The following is a 15,264-nucleotide window of genomic DNA, read 5'->3' as shown; positions in this document are numbered from 1 at the left end:
ACTCTCTTCATTCGTTGGTGATCTTGCGTTCGACCACGATCTTTTTCCACTTGGCGGCGTCGATGGCCACCATCTTCGCGAACTGCTCGGGCGTGCCTGCGGCGGCAGGCTCGATGCCCAGGCGCGCGAGCTTGTCCTTCACTTCCGGATCGGCAATGGCTTCGTTGGCCGCCTTGTTGACGCGCGCCACGATGTCGGCCGGCAGGTTCTTCGGGCCGTAGAAGCCGAACCAGGTGTTCGACTCGTAGCCCGGCAGCGTGTCGGCAATCGGCGGGAGTTCGGGCGCGAGCGGCGAGCGCTTGAGCGTCGTCACGCCCAGGGCGCGCAGGCGGCCGTCGCGCACATGCGGCATGCCGGTGGGGAGCGAATCGAACAGCACGTCGATCTTTCCGCTGATGAGGTCGGGAATGGCGAGCGCCGTGCCCTTGTAGGGAATGTGCGTCACGAACACGCCGGCCTGCGCCTTGAAGAGCTCGGCCGTGAGCTGCACGATCGTGCCGTTGCCGCTCGATGCGTAGTTGAGCTTGCCAGGGTTCTTTTTCGCGTAGTCGATCCACTCGCGCACGGTCTTCGCGGGCGACGTGACCGGCACCAGCATGATGCTCGGCGCATCGCCCACGTGGCCGATGGGCGTGAAGTCGCGCACTGTGTCGTAAGGCAACTTGGGCACGACGGCCGGGCCGATCGAATGCGTGCTGGTGGTGGCCAGGAGCAGCGTGTAGCCGTCGGCCGGTGCCTTCGCAGCTTGGTCGGAGCCGATGGCCCCGCCGGCGCCGGGCTTGTTGTCGATGATCAGCTGGGTGCCGAGCTTCTCGCCCATCTTCTGCCCCAGCGTGCGGGCGAAGAGGTCGGTGGCACCGCCCGCGGGGAACGGCACGATGAGCCGGATCGGCTTGTTCGGATAACCCTCGGCCAAACTGGCGGACGATGCGGCCATGCACAGCAGCGCAACGGCGGCCCCTTGAAGGAACTGGATTCTTTTCATGGTGCTTGGATTCTGGCCCCGTGGGAAAACTCGCATGCTATGCAGCCGCCGTGCATCAAGCCAGATAATCCACCTTATTCAACTATGAGCGCGGCTTATGACAAAAAACGCCACGGAAGAAGTCTCGCTGCAACAGTTGCGGGCACTGGCGGCGGTCGCCGAATCGGGCAGCTTCACATTGGCAGCCGAAAGCCTGCAGCTCACGCAGCCGGCCATCAGCCACTTGGTCAAGCGCATGGAAGAACAGCTTGGGCAGCCGCTCATCGTGCGGGGCCGCCGCATCCAGCTCACCAGCGCGGGCCAGGTGATGGTTGAGACAGCGGTGCGGGCGCTGAGGCTGATCGACGAATCGGTGGGCGCCTGCCGCTCGCAGTCGCAATTGCGTGAAGGGCGCGTGGTGCTGGCCGTGGGCCACCTCACGGCGGGCGCCCTGCTGCCACCGATGCTCGGCCGCTTTTCGCAGAAGCACCCGACGCTCGCGACCACGCTGCTCGACAGCACGGCAGAGCAGATGATCTCGCGCATCCTCTCGCAGGAGGCCGACCTCGGCTTCGGCTCGGACATCGGGCAGAAGCACTCGGAGCTGGCGACCGAGCCGCTGTTCACGGAACGCATGGCGCTCTTCGTACGCGACGACCATCCGCTCGCGCAGCGCGTGGTGGTCGATGCGAAGCACCTCGATGCGCTGCCCTTCATCCACGTCAACCCCGACGCCAACATCTGGCGCGCGGTGAGCCGCCAGTTGTCGAGCGTGGCGAACGTGTACCCGCACGTGGTGCATCACGTGTCGATGCTGTCGACGGCGTTCGGCCTCATCCAGGCGGGCGCGGGTGTGGCGTTGCTGCCGCGCTATGTGGAGGTGCTGATGCCGGGCAATCTTCGCGCCGTGGCGGTGACGCGGCCGACGCTCGAATACCCCGTTGTTGCTGTGCGGCTGGCAAAGCATCCATTGAGCCCGGCCGCCTTGGCCTTCCTGGCGATGGCGCGGCAGCACATGAAACCGCCGCGTGCTGCCAAGCCGTAGGAGGCATTCAGGGCGCGATCACGCCGACAGGGACATTCGCCGAGGGGAGTACCGGTGGCCTGCGCACACGCCCTGAATATCCCGCAGCAGAAATAAAAAACGGCGCCCGAAGACGCCGTTTCGCAAGCAAGCAGAGAGCCGCGATCAGTCTTCGACGAACGCCTCTTCGCGCTTCGCCTTCACCGCAGGCAGCAGCACGATCACGAGCAGCAGCAAAGCGGCCAGCAGCAGTCCGAGCGAGATCGGACGGGTGACGAACACGCTCCAGTCACCGCGCGAGAGAAGCAGCGAGCGGCGCAGGTTCTCTTCCATCATCGGCCCCAGGATGAAGCCCAGCAGCAATGGCGCAGGCTCGCATCCCAGCTTGAAGAAGGTGTAGCCCACCAGTCCGAAGATGCCGACCATCCAGATGTCCCAGGTGTTGTTGTTCGTCGAGTACACGCCGATGGCGCAGAACAGAACGATCGCCGGGAACAGGAACTTGTAGGGCACCGACAGGAGCTTGATCCACATGCCGATGAGCGGCAGGTTCAGGATGATCAGCATCGCGTTGCCCAGCCACATCGAGGCGATCAGGCCCCAGAACAGCTCGGGGTTGCTGGTCATCACCTGCGGACCCGGCTGGATGTTGTGGATGGTCATCGCGCCCACCATCAGCGCCATCACGGCGTTGGGCGGAATGCCCAGCGTCAGCAGCGGGATGAAGGAGGTCTGCGCGCCGGCGTTGTTGGCGGCCTCGGGGGCTGCCACGCCGCGGATGTTGCCCTTGCCGAAGGGCACTTCGCCCGGATGCAGCTTGGTCTTCTTCTCGATCGTGTAGGCCGCGAAGGCCGACAGCAGCGCGCCGCCGCCGGGCAGGATGCCCAGCGAGGAGCCCAGCGCCGTACCGCGCAGCACGGCCGGCACCATGCGCTTGAAGTCTTCCTTGGTCGGGAACAGGCCCGAGACCTTGGCGGTGAAGATCTCGCGTTCGTCGTCGGGACGCGACAGGTTCGCGATGATTTCGCCGTAGCCGAACACGCCCATGGCAATCGCCACGAAGCCGATGCCGTCGGTGAGTTCAGGCACGTCGAAGCTGTAGCGAGCGACACCCGAGTTCACGTCGGTGCCGACCAGGCCGAGCAAGAGGCCCAGCACGATCATCGCGATGGCCTTGAGCAGTGAGCCCGAAGCCAGCACCACGGCGCCGATCAGGCCCAGGATCATCAGCGAGAAGTACTCGGCCGGGCCGAACTTGAAGGCCAGCTCGGTCAGCGGCGGTGCGAAGGCAGCCAGGATCAGCGTGCCGACGCAGCCGGCGAAGAACGAGCCCAGGCCCGCAGCCGCGAGCGCGGGACCCGCACGGCCCTTGCGCGCCATCTGGTAGCCGTCGATCACGGTCACCACCGAGGACGATTCGCCCGGCAGATTCACAAGGATGGCGGTGGTCGAACCGCCGTATTGCGCGCCGTAATAAATACCGGCCAGCATGATCAGCGCCGACACGGGCGGCAGCGCGTACGTGGCGGGCAGCAGCATCGCGATGGTCGCGACCGGGCCGATGCCCGGCAGCACACCGATCAGGGTGCCCAGAATGCAGCCGACAAGGCAGTACAGCAGGTTGGTGAAGGTAAAGGCAACGCCAAAACCCATCGAGAGGTGGTCAAACAATTCCATGTGCGCAGCTTTCTTCTCAACCGGTGATGAAGGTCGGCCAGACCTGGATCTGCAGCTTGAGCGCCCAGATGAATGCAACGTAGCTGCCGACGGCCAGGATGGTGGCCAGGATCAGCACGGTGGGCAGCTTGAACTCGTGGCCCGCGAGGCTGGAGATGATCACGAGCGCGTAGATCGCGATGATCATTCCCATGGCAGGCACGCCCAGGCTCGGCAGGCCGCCGAGCAGGATGCCGAATGCGATGTTGGCGCCCAGGATGAACACCACCTGCTTCCAGGCCCACTTGCCGATCTTCTCGCCGTCGGTCGTTTCAACGGTGAGCCCGCTGAACGTGATCGCCAGGCCGATCACGGCCATCAGGATGCCGAGCATCAACGGGAAGTAACCCGGCCCCATCCGGGCGCCGGTGCCCACGCTGTAGGTGGTGGCGCCCCATGCGAACGCCACACCCACGACAGTGAACATCAGACCCGAGAAAAATTCTTTCTGACTTTTGATTTTCACGAACAGTCTCCTCGAACAAGTTTCGATGCGGGATTGTCCAGTCAGCTTGCGGTCAGGCGGATGTGGGTTTCACTAACCGAACGATTAGGGTTAACCCAAAGAACTACATCACTCCAATGGCGGCGTGGCGCTCAGGACCTCTTCGATGGTGGTCACGCCCTCTGCCACGCGCAGCGCGCCGGCTAGGCGCAGGGGCCGCATGCCGTCGATCACGGCCTGGCGCCGAAGCCCCGTGAGGTTGGGCTCCTTGGTGACCTGATTCTTGAACGGTTCGGTCACGCTCAGCAGTTCATAGAGGCCCATGCGGCCCATGTAGCCGGTCATGCGGCAATCGACGCAACCCACGGGCTTGTAGGCGCGCACGGAGCCGGTGATCTGCCACGGCTTGACGATGGCTTCGAGGCTCTCGCGCGTGACCGTGTCGTCGGGCTGCTTGCAATGCGGGCACAGCGTGCGCACGAGGCGCTGCGCGAGCACGCCCAGCATCACGGCGGTGATGAGGTAGGAGGGCACGCCCAGTTCCATCATCCGCGTGATGGCGCTGGGCGCATCGTTGGTGTGCAGCGTGCTGAACACAAGGTGGCCGGTGAGCGCGGCCTGCACCGCCATCTCGGCGGTGGCGAGGTCGCGGATTTCGCCGACCATGATGATGTCCGGGTCCTGCCGCATCAGTGCGCGCAGGCCCTCGGTGAAACCGAAGTCGAGTTGCGGCTGCACCTGCGTCTGGTTGAACGAGGGCTCGATCATTTCGATCGGGTCTTCCACCGTGCTCACGTTCACTTCTTCGGTCGCCACGCGCTTCAACGTGGAGTACAGCGTGGTGGTCTTGCCCGAACCCGTGGGTCCGGTCACCAGGATGATGCCGTTGGGCCGCGTCACGAGCTGTTCCCAACGCTGCGCATCGTGTTGGGCGAAGCCCAGTGCGTCGAGGTCCTTCACCGCGGTGTCGGGGTCGAAGATCCGCATCACCATCTTCTCGCCGAAGGCGGTCGGCAAGGTCGACAGACGCATTTCGACTTCGTCGCCGCGCATGTTGCGGGTCTTGATGCGGCCGTCGAGCGGACGGCGCTTTTCCACCACGTCCATGCGGCCCAGCAGCTTGATGCGCGCGACCATCGCGTTCATCACGCCCATCGGCATCTGATAGGCCGGGTGCAGGATGCCGTCGATGCGAAAACGGATCACGCCTTGCTCGCGGCGCGGCTCCAGGTGGATGTCGCTCGCGCGCTGGTCGAAGGCGTACTGCCAGAGCCAGTCGACCACCTGCACCACGCTCTGGTCGTTGGCGTCGAGCTGCTTGGTGCTCTTGCCGAGTTCGACCAGCTGCTCGAAGCTCGCGCCGCCGGTGTTGCCGCCGGCTTTCTGCGCGGCGCGCACCGATTTCGCTAGCGCGAAGAACTCGGCGGTGTAGCGCTGGATGTCGGCCGGGTTCGCCACCACGCGCCGCACCGTGCGCTTGGACTGGCGCTCGACCTCGGCGATCCAGTCGGTGAGAAAGGGCTCGGCCGTCGCCACCACCACCTCGTTGGGCAGCACCTGCACCGGCAGCACCTTGTGGCGCTCGGCGTAGGCCGCGCTCATGGTGTCGGCGACCTTGCCAACGTCGACCTTCAACGGATCGATGCGCAGGTACGTGAGGCCGGCACGGCCGGCGAGCCATTGCGTGAGCGCTTCGAGATCGAGCGGCTTGTTGTCGCTCTCGCGCGTCATCGCCACGTTGGCCAAACGCACCAGCGGCGCCTGGCGGCTTTCTGCCTGTGCGCAGCGCGCGATGGTGCGCTTGGCTTCGACGGGGGAGATGACGCCGTCGGTGGCCAGCCATTCGATCAGGCGGCGCAGGTCGAGCGGGCCTTCGTGGCGGGCGGCCAGGGGTGCGGGGGCGGAAACTGCGGGAACAGCGCTCATGGGCCGGAGGTTCGGGTGAGGGAAGTATTCAGGGGCTTGAACACCCGCAGCCACTTCGGTGCGGGAAGACTCCAGCGAGTCTGGATCGTTTGCGCGCGCTCGGCAAGCACCTCGCGCTTCGGGCGGCTCGGCGTGCGCTGCGCCAGCACCACCGTGTTGCCTTCGCGCGTCGGCTTGAAGGCCCAGACCGCATCGGCACCGAATGCGGCGGCGATCTTCTCGAGGCTGCGCTCGTAGCTCGACGAGCGGCCGAAGAGGTTGACCGTCATGCAGCCGTCTTCGGTGAGCAGCGCGCGGCAGTCGGCGTAAAAATCTTCGCTGTCGAGCACGGGCGCCGCTGCTTCATGGTCGTACAGGTCGACCTGCAGCGCATCGACGGTGCCGTGCCACTCGGGCTTGCGGATCTCCACTGCCGCATCGGCGATCACCACGCGCAGCTTCGGATCGTCGGCCGGCAGCTTGAACCAGCCGCGGCAGGCCGACACCACCTGCGGGTTGAGCTCGACCGCCGTGGTGCGCATGCGCAGGGTCTTGCGGCTGAACTTGGTGAGCGTGGCCGCGCCGAGGCCCAGTTGCATCGCATGGCGGCTGGCGACGGTCTTGCCATCGACGAAGAGCAGCCAGGCCATCATGCGCTGCACGTATTCGAGTTCGATCTCGAACGGCGCATCGAGCTTCATCGAGCCCTGGACCCACTCGGTGCCCAGGTGCAGATAACGGATGTCGCCCCAGTCGGAAAAATTGACTTCGGGAAGGACGGGGGTGGTGCGCGTGGCCATCGGATCAGGTGAGTTTGTGGGCGTCGAAGACCTCGCGCCAGGCCGCGAGCTTGCGCTCGAAGCTCCACGACGCATTGGCGGGGCTGGTGGAAGGCAGCTGGTAGACCGGCACGCCGAGCGTGCGCGTGTGGCGCGCATGCTTGAAGCTCTCGCCACCGTTGTGCGCGATGGCGGCGAGCTTCGGCAGCTTCAGGCCGGCGATGTCGTTCGCGACCGGCGCGCGGATCGCCGAATCGAGGCTGCCTTCGCGCTCGCAGGCCGCGTACACGTCCCACACGCCCAGGCCGCGATCGAGCAGCCATGCCTTCTTTTGTGCATAGCTGTCGGCGCCGGTCGGCAAAGGGTGGTCGGGCCAGACGGCTTGCAAGATCTTCCAGAACTGGTTTTGGGGATGCGCATAGTACTGCTGCTGTTCGAGCGACCGGACGCCCGGAAAGCTGCCGAGGATCAGCACGACGGTGGCGGGCGAGACGATGGGCGCGAGGCCTGTGAGCACCAGGTTGTCGGGGTCGGGTGCGGCGGATCGGTTCATGGATTGCATCTTGGCAGCACTGTCGCCGCCCACAAAAAAACCCGCCGAAGCGGGTTCTTTCGAGGGCGAGGACCGAAGCCCTGCTTACTTCTTGGCGGCTTCGTTCTCGGCCGTGCCGGGGATCTTCTCGCCGATGGCGGCACCGGTGCTGCGCATGCCGTCGGCCGTCTTGTGGCCCGCGTTTTCAACAGCGTTGCCGGTCTTCGCGGCCACGTTCTTCGTGGCGTTGGTGGCCTTCTTGGTGGTGTTCTTGGTCGCGTTCCAGGCCTTCTTGGTGCCGCGCTCGGTCGCGTTCGCGGCCTTCTTGGTGGTGCTCTTGGTAGCGTCCCAGGCCTTTTCGGCACCGTTTTCGGTGGCGTTCACGGCCTTCTTGGTCGTGCGCTTGGTGGCATCCACTGCCTCGCTGCCGGCTTCCTTCACCTTCTCGGTGGTGGTCGGCTCGGCCGTTGCGGGTGCCGAGGTCTGCGCCACGGCGGACACGCCGATGGAGGCGAGCGCCAGTGCGAGCACGACGGGCATGGTGCGAATGAAAGATGTGGTCATGGAAGACTCCTTTTAGAGTGAAGTGTTGGAGTGACGGACTTGCCACTGTGCAAGCAACGCCACTTCGAACTTCAAGGATGACAGCAAAAAGTCGCCCCATGCCGGCCCAAGCCCAACTCGGGACGTTGGCCTACGCGGTGTGCGGCGCGCGCTCCGACAGGGCCATCAGACTTTCGAGCTTCGGCAGCGTTTCGATCGCATTCCGGGTGGTGGCGTCGGCCAGCGCATCGATGCCGATGCCGCGCAATCCGGCCACCACTTCGGCGATGCGCGGCAGTTCGCCGGGGTCGTTCCGGCCCTGCGCTTGGCCGGCATCGCGCTCTGCCTGTGTGCGGTAGAGCCAGTGCGGCTGGATGTCGGGTGCGTCCGTTTCCATCACGATCGAGGCAAGCGGCAACGTGGTCGCGAGGCGCCGCAATTGCAGCGCGCGTTCGAAGGTCACCGCGCCGCCGAAGCCGAGCTTGAGCCCGAGTTCGATGCATGCGTTGGCCTGTTGTTCGCTTCCATTGAACGCGTGCGCAATCCCTTGCCATGGCCGCCCGCCCGCCGTCTGCCGCAGATGCTTGAGCACCTTGTCGACCGAACGCCGCACATGGATGAGCACGGGTAACCCGTGCTTGCGTGCCAGTTGCAACTGAGTGTGAAAAAAACGCTCCTGCTTCGGGCCGTCCAGGCCTTCGACGAAGTAGTCGAGCCCGATCTCGCCGACCGCCACGAGCCGGGGGTCGCCCTGTCGCGCGGTCAGCTCCGCGTCGAGCCTTTCGAGGTCCGCGTCCTGCGCCTGGCCCGTGCAAAGTGGGTGGATGCCCAGCGCGTAGGCATCGCCCTGCTTGTGGGCCAGCTCTCGCACGGTCTCGAAGTTGAAGACGGCCACGGCGGGAATCACGCACAGGGAAACCCCTTGGGCCGCGGCGCGGGCACGGATCTGCGGCATCTCCGCACCGAATTCGGGCGCGTCCAGGTGGCAGTGGGTATCGACAAACGAAGCCATCGCGCCATGATGCCCGAAGGGATGCGCAGGCGCGGAAAGCGTGCTACTGTGAACTCCTTCACGCGTCTTTTTTGCCGGAGGTTCTCCGATGCGCAGGCCCGCTTTCTACAGCCGTTCGCCCCGCACGCCGCCGCCGGCCGCAGAACAAGCGGCCGATCAGACGGCGGATGCCGCGGCATCCCCGGACACGGCAGGCGCAGGTGGCACCGTGCAGCCGCCGGCCCCCCGCTCCGGGTGGCAACCCGGACGCAAGAGCTTCGCCTTCCTCCTCGTGCTGTGCGCGGCGCTGGTCACCGGCGGCACCGTGTGGTGGCCGCGCCAGGGCAAGGTGATCACGCAGAAAGACATCGACGCGGCCGTGCTGCGCACGATGCAGACAGCGACCCTCCCCTCTCCTGCCGCAAGAGCGGCCGACATCATCCGGCCCTCGGTCGTTCGCGTGGTGGGCTACGGCCCCGAGAAGGCCACGCCCGAAGCCAAGACCCAGAAACGCGGCCGCAACATGGCCAAGGGCAAGCCGCCCGAGGCGCCGCTCGACGGCGCCGCGCCCGGCGAGGTCGAGCGCGGTGTCGGCACCGGCGTGGTGATCGTCGACAAGGGCGTGATCCTCACCAATCTGCACGTCGTGGCCGGCTCCGAGAAGATCAAGGTCACCTTCGCCGACGGACTCGAGGCAGTGGCCGTCATCACCGGCGTGCAGCCCGAGAACGACCTCGCCGTGCTGCAGGCGCAGAAGATTCCCGACGACCTGATTCCCGCCGCGATGCGCTCCACCGCCGACCTGCGCCCCGGCGACCAGGTCGCGGCAGTGGGCTTTCCGTTCGGCATCGGGCCTTCGGTGTCGGCGGGCGTGGTGTCGGGCCTGAAGCGTTCGTTCCGCTCGCCCGAGGGCAAGCAGGAGCTGGGCAACCTCATCCAGTTCGACGCGGCCGCCAACCCCGGCAACTCGGGCGGCCCGCTCATCAACATGGACGGTGAGGTGCTGGGCATCGTCACCGCCATCCTCAACCCCACGCAACAGCGCACCTTCATCGGCATCGGCTTCGCGGTGCCTATCGAGAACGCGGCCTCTGCGGCGGGTTCGCCGCCTTTCTGATTTCCTCGAAAGAAAGCCCTTCGCATGAGCACAGAGACAACCCCAATCTCGACCTTCGCCACGGCGCCCGCCACCGCCGAGCTGATGGAGCAGATCCTCTATGAGGTCAAGCGCGTGGTCGTGGGCCAGGACCGCTTTCTGGAGCGCGTGATGGTCGCGATGCTCGCGGGCGGCCACCTGCTGGTCGAAGGCGTTCCCGGTCTCGCGAAGACGCTCACCATCAAGACGCTGGCCGACACGGTGCGCGGCCATTTCAAGCGCATCCAGTTCACGCCCGACCTGGTGCCGGCCGACCTGGTGGGCACGCGCATCTACAACCAGAAGACGGGCGAATTCAGCACCTCGCTCGGCCCGGTGTTCGCCAACCTGCTGCTGGCCGACGAAATCAACCGCGCGCCGGCCAAGGTGCAGAGCGCGCTGCTCGAAGTGATGCAGGAGCGCCAGGTCACGATCGCCGGCGAAACGCACAAGGTGCCGCGCCCCTTCCTCGTGATGGCGACGCAGAACCCCATCGAGACCGAAGGCACCTACCCGCTGCCCGAGGCACAGGTCGACCGCTTCATGATGAAGGTGCTGGTCGACTACCCGAGCGACGAGGAAGAGTTCGTCATCGTCCAGCGCGTGATCGGCCCGCCGGTGGAGGCCAGCCCGGTCGCCACCACCGAGCAGCTCGCGGCGTTGCAAGCGGAGGCGCGGCGCGTGTATGTCGACCCGTCCCTCATCCAGTACGCGGTGAAGCTCGTCTCGGCCACCCGCACGCCCGAGAAGCACGGCCTGAAGGACATGCGCCGCTTCATCACCTTCGGCGCGAGCCCGCGCGCCAGCATCAGCCTCACCGAGGGCGCGCGTGCGCTTGCGCTGCTGCGCGGCCGCAGCTACGCGCTGCCCGAGGACATGACGGCGCTGGTCGCCGACGTGCTGCGCCACCGCGTGACGCTTTCCTACGAAGGCTTGTCCGAAGGCCTGACGCCGGACGGCCTGATCGAGAAGATCATGCGGGCGATCCCCGCACCACCCAAACCCCTGGAACATGAAAAGCTGGTGGCGTAAGGCCCCTGCGGCCGCGAACGACGACCGGCTTGCAACGGAAGCCGGCGGGGCCGAACGCGCGCTGCGCCGGCTCGAATGGACGGTCATCCGCCGCCTCGATGGCCTGCTGCAGGGCGACTACCGCACGCTGATGCGCGGCAGCGGGCTCGACCTCGCGGACCTGCGCGAATACCAGCACCACGACGACGTGCGCCACATCGACTGGAACGTCACCGCGCGCCTGCAGACGCCGCATGTGCGCGTCTTCACCGAAGACCGCGAGATGGCCGCCTGGTTCGTGCTGGATCTCAGCCGCTCGGTCGACTTCGGCTCGGGCCTGAAGGCCAAGCGCGAGATCTCGGCCGGCTTCGTCGGCGTGCTCGCGCGACTGCTCACGCGGCATGGCAACCGGGTCGGCGCGCTGGTCTACGGCAACGACCTCGAAGCCGTGATCCCGCCGCGCAGCGGCCGGCGCCATGTGCTGCATCTGCTGCATGCGATGGAGCGCCGCGCCGACAAGGCGGACGGCCCCGCGCAGAAAGGCATGACGCGCCTGGACGACCTGCTGAAATCCGCCGCCACGCTGATGCCGCGCCGCTCCACCGTCTTCGTCGTGTCCGACTTCCTGAGCGAGCCTGGCTGGGAGCGTCCGCTGGGCCAACTGGTGCAGCGGCATGAAGTGATCGCCGTGCGCCTCTTCGATCCGCTCGAACTCGAACTGCCTGACCTCGGCCTCGTGCCGCTGCGCGATGCCGAGACGGGCGAGCAGCTGTGGGTCGACACCCACGATGCCGGATTCCGCAAGCGCTTCGCGCGCCTGGCCGCCGAACGCGAGGCGACGCTGCGCGCCTCGCTCGCCAAGGCCGGCGTCGACGCCCTGGAGCTTTCGACCAGCGACGACCTGGTGGAAGCCATCGTTCGTTTCGCCGACCTGCGCAAGCGCCGCACGCGCGTCGGTTCAGGAGCAAGTTCGGGCAGCGTGAAGGCGGTGGCAGCATGACATTTCTCTGGCCTCAATTCCTCTGGTTGCTGGCGGCGTTGCCGCTGCTGGTGCTGCTTTACGTCTGGCTCATCCGCCGCAAGAAGAAGATGGCGGTGCGCTACGCCAGCCTCTCGATCGTGCGCGAGGCGATGGGCGCGGGCCAGAGCTTCAGAAGGCACCTTCCGCCCTTGTTGTTCCTCCTGGCCATGGCCGCGATGCTGGTGGCCGCGGCGCGGCCGATGGCGGTGGTGATGCTGCCTTCGAACCAGCAGACCATCATCCTTGCGATGGACGTCTCGGGCAGCATGCGCGCGGCCGACGTGCTGCCCAACCGGCTGGTGGCGGCGCAGGAAGCGGCCAAGAGCTTCATCAAGGACCTGCCGCGCACCGTGAAGGTGGGCATCGTCGCCTTCGCGGGCAGCGCGCAGGTGGCGCAGTTGCCCACCACCAACCACGACGACCTGGTGACCGCGATCGACAGCTTTCAGCTGCAGCGCGCGACCGCCACGGGCAACGCCATCGTGGTGTCGCTGGCCACGTTGTTCCCCGATGCCGGCATCGACGTCGAGCAGTTCAGCGCACCGAGCCGCCAGCGCGGCACGCCCATCGACCAGACCGAGAAGAAGCTCAAGGACTTCACCCCCGTGGCGCCCGGCTCCTTCACCTCGGCCGCGATCATCATGCTGACCGACGGCCAGCGCACCACCGGCGTCGATCCGCTCGATGCGGCCAAGGCCGCGGCCGACCGCGGCGTGCGCATCTACACGGTGGGCGTGGGCACGGTCGATGGCGAAACCATCGGCTTCGAAGGCTGGTCGATGCGCGTGCGGCTCGACGAGGAAACGCTCAAGGCCGTCGCCAACAAGACCAATGCCGAGTACTTCTACGCGGGCACCGCGAACGACCTGAAGAAGGTCTACGAAACGCTGAGCTCCAAGCTCACCGTGGAGAAGAAGGAAACCGAAATCTCGGCGCTGTTCGCGCTCGGCGCGGCGGTGCTCACGCTGCTGTCGGCGGGGCTGTCGCTGCTCTGGTTCAACCGGATTCTTTAGCGCTGGACTTAGACTTCGGCGCGGCCTCGAGGCCGGCGAGCACCTCGCGCAGGATCTCCTCCGACAGCGCCTCGTCGTCCACCGCGCGGGCCATCACGACGCCGCCGTACATCGACGCCAGCGTGCGGATCGCATCGCCCCGCGCATTCTTCTTCGATCGCCACGGAAAGTTGCAGGCGAACCGGTCGATGACCGACTTCAGGTACGCCGTGAGCGACGCATTCACGCCTTCGCCGTTGCCCGCCTGGCCGGCGAACGCCGCGATCAGGCAGCCCTCGGCGCGCGCGTCGCGGTGCTCGTGGCTCAGGTAGCCCTGCACGTAGGCGCGCATGCCCTCGGACGTTTCGCCGGCCACATCGAGATCGGCGAGCGCGGACGCGGCGGAGTGCGTGATGCACTCGGCCATCAGCGCCTCCTTCGAATCGAAGTGGTTGTAGAAGGGCCCGTGCGTCAGGCCCGTGGTTTTCATGATCTCGCTCACGCTCACGCCAAAGCCGCGCTCCTTGAAGAGGCGCGAAGCCTCGGCAAGGATCTTCTGGTGCTTTTCGGCGGTTTCCGCTGCGGGGTATCGCATGTGACCTCTTTCTGTTCCGGGGTAATTCGATCCCCCGTTTGACGCTATTCATGATAACCATCATGCTTCGCCACCTCAAACATGATGGTCATCATGCTTGCAGTGAAAACGGCTTTCCGACGACCTCCAACCTACCTTTTGAACGGATTCGAAATGAGCGAACAAGCAACCCTCGGCACCGCCGTCGTCACAGGCGCCTCGGCCGGTCTCGGCAAGATCTACGCAGACCGCCTGGCCCGCCGCGGCCACGACCTGCTGCTGGTGGCGCGGCGCGCCGAACTGCTGGAAGAAGTCGCAGCCGACCTGCGCACCAAGTACGGCGTGAAGGTGCAGACGCTGGCCGCCGACCTGGCCGCCGCCGGCGACCTCGAACGCGTGGCCAAGGCCGTGTCCACCGATGCCTCGATCACGCTGCTGGTCAACAACGCCGGCCTCTCGACGCTCGCGCCCGTTGCGCAGACCACGGCCGCGCAACTGCAGAGCATGCTCGACGTGAACATCAACGCCCTCGCGCACTTGAGCCACACCGTGCTCGCCGCCTTTAAGTCGCGCGACCGCGGCACGCTGGTGAACATCGGCTCGGTGCTGGGCTTTCACACGCTGCCGATCAGCAGCATCTACAGCGGCACCAAGGCCTTCGTGGTGGCGTTCACGCGCGGGCTGCAGGACGAAGTGGCGGGCACCGGCGTGAAGGTGCAGCTGGTGCTGCCGGCAGCTACGGCCACCGACATCTGGGAACTCTCGGGCGTGCCGATGTCGGCGCTGGCCGAAGGCACGATCATGGCCGCCGAAGATTGCGTGGACGCGGCCCTGGCCGGCCTCGACCTGGGCGAGCCGATCACCCTGCCGTCGGTGAACGATGCGACCCTGCTCGCGACCTTTGTCGATACAAGCGCCAAGCTGTTCGGCGCCTCGCAGACCAGCAAGCCGGCCGCGCGCTACCTCGCGACGGCCTGATCGGGCTCGGCCTCGGCCTTGATCGCCGCGTAGTCCGGCGACTTCACGGCGCCGATGCCTCCGAGGAACAGATCGGCCACGATCGGCGCAATCGCTGCGTGGTCGAGCTTTCCGCTCGGTTTCATCCAGGTGAACATCCAGTTGATCATGCCGAACAGCAGCATGGTCAGCGGCTTGGCGAGGTCGTCGCTCGGCGCGCCGGGCCGCAGGGCCGACACCGCACGCGCAAAGCCCGCGACCACCTCGCGCTCCTTGTCGAGCACGCGCTCGCGGTCTTCCTCTTCGAGAAAGCGCACATCGTCGGTGAGCACGCGGTGCGCGTCCTGCGCGCCGGCGTATTCCTCGACGATGCGGTAGATGAAGCGGCGAAGGCGCTCTTCGTCGGTTTGCGTCGAGGCCTCTTCCTCGGCCACCAGCGCCGCGAGCTTCGACACGTGCGTCTCGGCGATGCTGATGAGCAAACTGCTCTTGTCCTTGTAGTAGTGATAGAGCGTGGCCTTCGAGAGGTTGCACGCCTCGGCCACCTGGTTCATCGACGTGGCGGGATAGCCCCGGCGCGCGAACAGCTGGGCGGCCTGCGCGAGGATCAGTTCGCGCTGGTCGTCGTAGGTGGCGGATCTTCCACGCGGCATCGGGTCGGGTTCCTTGGATTCA

General features: G+C 66.3%; 16 protein-coding genes. 6 read left to right on the top strand and 10 right to left on the bottom strand.

Going from position 1 to position 15,264, the window contains the following annotated elements; all coding sequences use genetic code 11:
• Positions 1–7: 7 nt before the first annotated feature.
• A complete protein-coding gene (locus tag VARPA_RS06735) occupies positions 8–985 on the bottom strand; it encodes a Bug family tripartite tricarboxylate transporter substrate binding protein (RefSeq protein WP_013539809.1) in 978 nt (325 codons plus the stop codon).
• A gap of 97 nt (positions 986–1,082) precedes the next feature.
• Here VARPA_RS06735 and VARPA_RS06730 point away from each other — a divergent pair, with 97 nt between their 5' ends.
• Positions 1,083–2,009 carry a LysR family transcriptional regulator gene (locus VARPA_RS06730; RefSeq protein WP_013539808.1) on the top strand — a complete coding sequence of 309 codons (927 nt, stop codon included), beginning with the start codon at positions 1,083–1,085 and terminating at the stop codon, positions 2,007–2,009.
• Positions 2,010–2,153: 144 nt separating this feature from the next.
• Here the strand turns inward: VARPA_RS06730 and VARPA_RS06725 are convergent, their stop codons facing one another.
• The 7 genes from VARPA_RS06725 to VARPA_RS06695 all read right to left on the bottom strand — a co-directional run bounded on the left by VARPA_RS06725 (position 2,154) and on the right by VARPA_RS06695 (position 8,920).
• Positions 2,154–3,665, bottom strand: coding sequence for a tripartite tricarboxylate transporter permease (locus VARPA_RS06725; RefSeq protein ID WP_013539807.1), 1,512 nt, complete (start codon positions 3,663–3,665; stop codon positions 2,154–2,156).
• Between the two features lie 16 nt (positions 3,666–3,681).
• Positions 3,682–4,170 (bottom strand): tripartite tricarboxylate transporter TctB family protein, encoded by a 489-nt coding sequence (locus tag VARPA_RS06720; protein WP_013539806.1) that lies wholly within the window; start codon positions 4,168–4,170, stop codon positions 3,682–3,684.
• Positions 4,171–4,278: 108 nt separating this feature from the next.
• Positions 4,279–6,075, bottom strand: a complete 1,797-nt coding sequence (locus tag VARPA_RS06715; protein ID WP_013539805.1) for a GspE/PulE family protein — start codon at positions 6,073–6,075, stop codon at positions 4,279–4,281.
• Complete coding sequence (locus tag VARPA_RS06710; RefSeq protein WP_013539804.1) at positions 6,072–6,854, bottom strand: hypothetical protein; 783 nt, start codon at positions 6,852–6,854, stop codon at positions 6,072–6,074. The genes VARPA_RS06715 and VARPA_RS06710 overlap by 4 nt, the downstream gene beginning before the upstream one ends.
• 4 nt (positions 6,855–6,858) lie before the next feature.
• The gene (locus VARPA_RS06705; RefSeq protein ID WP_013539803.1) at positions 6,859–7,386 is read right to left on the bottom strand and encodes a DNA-deoxyinosine glycosylase; all 528 of its coding nucleotides are present in this window, start codon (positions 7,384–7,386) and stop codon (positions 6,859–6,861) included.
• 84 nt (positions 7,387–7,470) lie between these two features.
• Positions 7,471–7,929: a hypothetical protein gene (locus VARPA_RS06700; protein WP_013539802.1), complete on the bottom strand. Its 459-nt coding sequence runs from the start codon at positions 7,927–7,929 to the stop codon at positions 7,471–7,473.
• Between the two features lie 130 nt (positions 7,930–8,059).
• Positions 8,060–8,920, bottom strand: a complete 861-nt coding sequence (locus VARPA_RS06695) for a TatD family hydrolase (RefSeq protein ID WP_013539801.1) — start codon at positions 8,918–8,920, stop codon at positions 8,060–8,062.
• An 88-nt stretch (positions 8,921–9,008) separates the two neighbouring features.
• Here VARPA_RS06695 and VARPA_RS06690 point away from each other — a divergent pair, with 88 nt between their 5' ends.
• The 4 genes from VARPA_RS06690 to VARPA_RS06675 are packed head-to-tail and all read left to right on the top strand — an operon-like array spanning position 9,009 to position 13,079.
• Positions 9,009–10,016 (top strand): S1C family serine protease, encoded by a 1,008-nt coding sequence (locus tag VARPA_RS06690; RefSeq protein ID WP_013539800.1) that lies wholly within the window; start codon positions 9,009–9,011, stop codon positions 10,014–10,016.
• Between the two features lie 24 nt (positions 10,017–10,040).
• Positions 10,041–11,066, top strand: a complete 1,026-nt coding sequence (locus tag VARPA_RS06685) for an AAA family ATPase (protein ID WP_013539799.1) — start codon at positions 10,041–10,043, stop codon at positions 11,064–11,066.
• Positions 11,047–12,045 (top strand): DUF58 domain-containing protein, encoded by a 999-nt coding sequence (locus tag VARPA_RS06680; RefSeq protein ID WP_013539798.1) that lies wholly within the window; start codon positions 11,047–11,049, stop codon positions 12,043–12,045. The genes VARPA_RS06685 and VARPA_RS06680 overlap by 20 nt, the downstream gene beginning before the upstream one ends.
• Entirely contained in the window at positions 12,042–13,079 is a 1,038-nt protein-coding gene (locus VARPA_RS06675; RefSeq protein WP_013539797.1) for a VWA domain-containing protein, read from the top strand. Before VARPA_RS06680 ends, VARPA_RS06675 begins: the two co-directional genes overlap by 4 nt.
• On the opposite strand, the gene VARPA_RS06670 is transcribed toward VARPA_RS06675, so the two are convergent.
• A complete protein-coding gene (locus VARPA_RS06670) occupies positions 13,063–13,653 on the bottom strand; it encodes a TetR/AcrR family transcriptional regulator (RefSeq protein ID WP_013539796.1) in 591 nt (196 codons plus the stop codon). The two genes, VARPA_RS06675 and VARPA_RS06670, sit on opposite strands and share 17 nt — an antisense overlap.
• A 153-nt stretch (positions 13,654–13,806) precedes the next feature.
• Here VARPA_RS06670 and VARPA_RS06665 point away from each other — a divergent pair, with 153 nt between their 5' ends.
• Positions 13,807–14,610, top strand: coding sequence for an SDR family NAD(P)-dependent oxidoreductase (locus VARPA_RS06665; protein ID WP_041942802.1), 804 nt, complete (start codon positions 13,807–13,809; stop codon positions 14,608–14,610).
• Here the strand turns inward: VARPA_RS06665 and VARPA_RS06660 are convergent.
• Entirely contained in the window at positions 14,592–15,242 is a 651-nt protein-coding gene (locus tag VARPA_RS06660; protein ID WP_013539794.1) for a TetR/AcrR family transcriptional regulator, read from the bottom strand. The genes VARPA_RS06665 and VARPA_RS06660 overlap by 19 nt on opposite strands.
• Between the last annotated feature and the right edge of the window lie 22 nt (positions 15,243–15,264).

The organism is Variovorax paradoxus EPS (assembly GCF_000184745.1).
Taxonomy (GTDB): Bacteria; Pseudomonadota; Gammaproteobacteria; order Burkholderiales; family Burkholderiaceae_C; genus Variovorax; species Variovorax paradoxus_C.
Note: the sequence above shows the minus strand (reverse complement) of the source record. Positions and strands in the feature narration are given on the sequence as shown.

Excerpts from the sequence above, each read along its gene's own strand:
- VARPA_RS06685 (WP_013539799.1), top strand. The coding sequence starts at position 10,041 with ATGAGCACAGAGACAACCCCAATCTCGACCTTCGCCACGGCGCCCGCC.
- VARPA_RS06705 (WP_013539803.1), bottom strand. The coding sequence starts at position 7,386 with ATGAACCGATCCGCCGCACCCGACCCCGACAACCTGGTGCTCACAGGC.
- VARPA_RS06730 (WP_013539808.1), top strand. The coding sequence starts at position 1,083 with ATGACAAAAAACGCCACGGAAGAAGTCTCGCTGCAACAGTTGCGGGCA.
- VARPA_RS06670 (WP_013539796.1), bottom strand. The coding sequence starts at position 13,653 with ATGCGATACCCCGCAGCGGAAACCGCCGAAAAGCACCAGAAGATCCTT.
- VARPA_RS06715 (WP_013539805.1), bottom strand. The coding sequence starts at position 6,075 with ATGAGCGCTGTTCCCGCAGTTTCCGCCCCCGCACCCCTGGCCGCCCGC.
- VARPA_RS06660 (WP_013539794.1), bottom strand. The coding sequence starts at position 15,242 with ATGCCGCGTGGAAGATCCGCCACCTACGACGACCAGCGCGAACTGATC.
- VARPA_RS06725 (WP_013539807.1), bottom strand. The coding sequence starts at position 3,665 with ATGGAATTGTTTGACCACCTCTCGATGGGTTTTGGCGTTGCCTTTACC.
- VARPA_RS06675 (WP_013539797.1), top strand. The coding sequence starts at position 12,042 with ATGACATTTCTCTGGCCTCAATTCCTCTGGTTGCTGGCGGCGTTGCCG.
- VARPA_RS06710 (WP_013539804.1), bottom strand. The coding sequence starts at position 6,854 with ATGGCCACGCGCACCACCCCCGTCCTTCCCGAAGTCAATTTTTCCGAC.
- VARPA_RS06665 (WP_041942802.1), top strand. The coding sequence starts at position 13,807 with ATGAGCGAACAAGCAACCCTCGGCACCGCCGTCGTCACAGGCGCCTCG.
- VARPA_RS06735 (WP_013539809.1), bottom strand. The coding sequence starts at position 985 with ATGAAAAGAATCCAGTTCCTTCAAGGGGCCGCCGTTGCGCTGCTGTGC.
- VARPA_RS06700 (WP_013539802.1), bottom strand. The coding sequence starts at position 7,929 with ATGACCACATCTTTCATTCGCACCATGCCCGTCGTGCTCGCACTGGCG.
- VARPA_RS06695 (WP_013539801.1), bottom strand. The coding sequence starts at position 8,920 with ATGGCTTCGTTTGTCGATACCCACTGCCACCTGGACGCGCCCGAATTC.
- VARPA_RS06690 (WP_013539800.1), top strand. The coding sequence starts at position 9,009 with ATGCGCAGGCCCGCTTTCTACAGCCGTTCGCCCCGCACGCCGCCGCCG.
- VARPA_RS06680 (WP_013539798.1), top strand. The coding sequence starts at position 11,047 with ATGAAAAGCTGGTGGCGTAAGGCCCCTGCGGCCGCGAACGACGACCGG.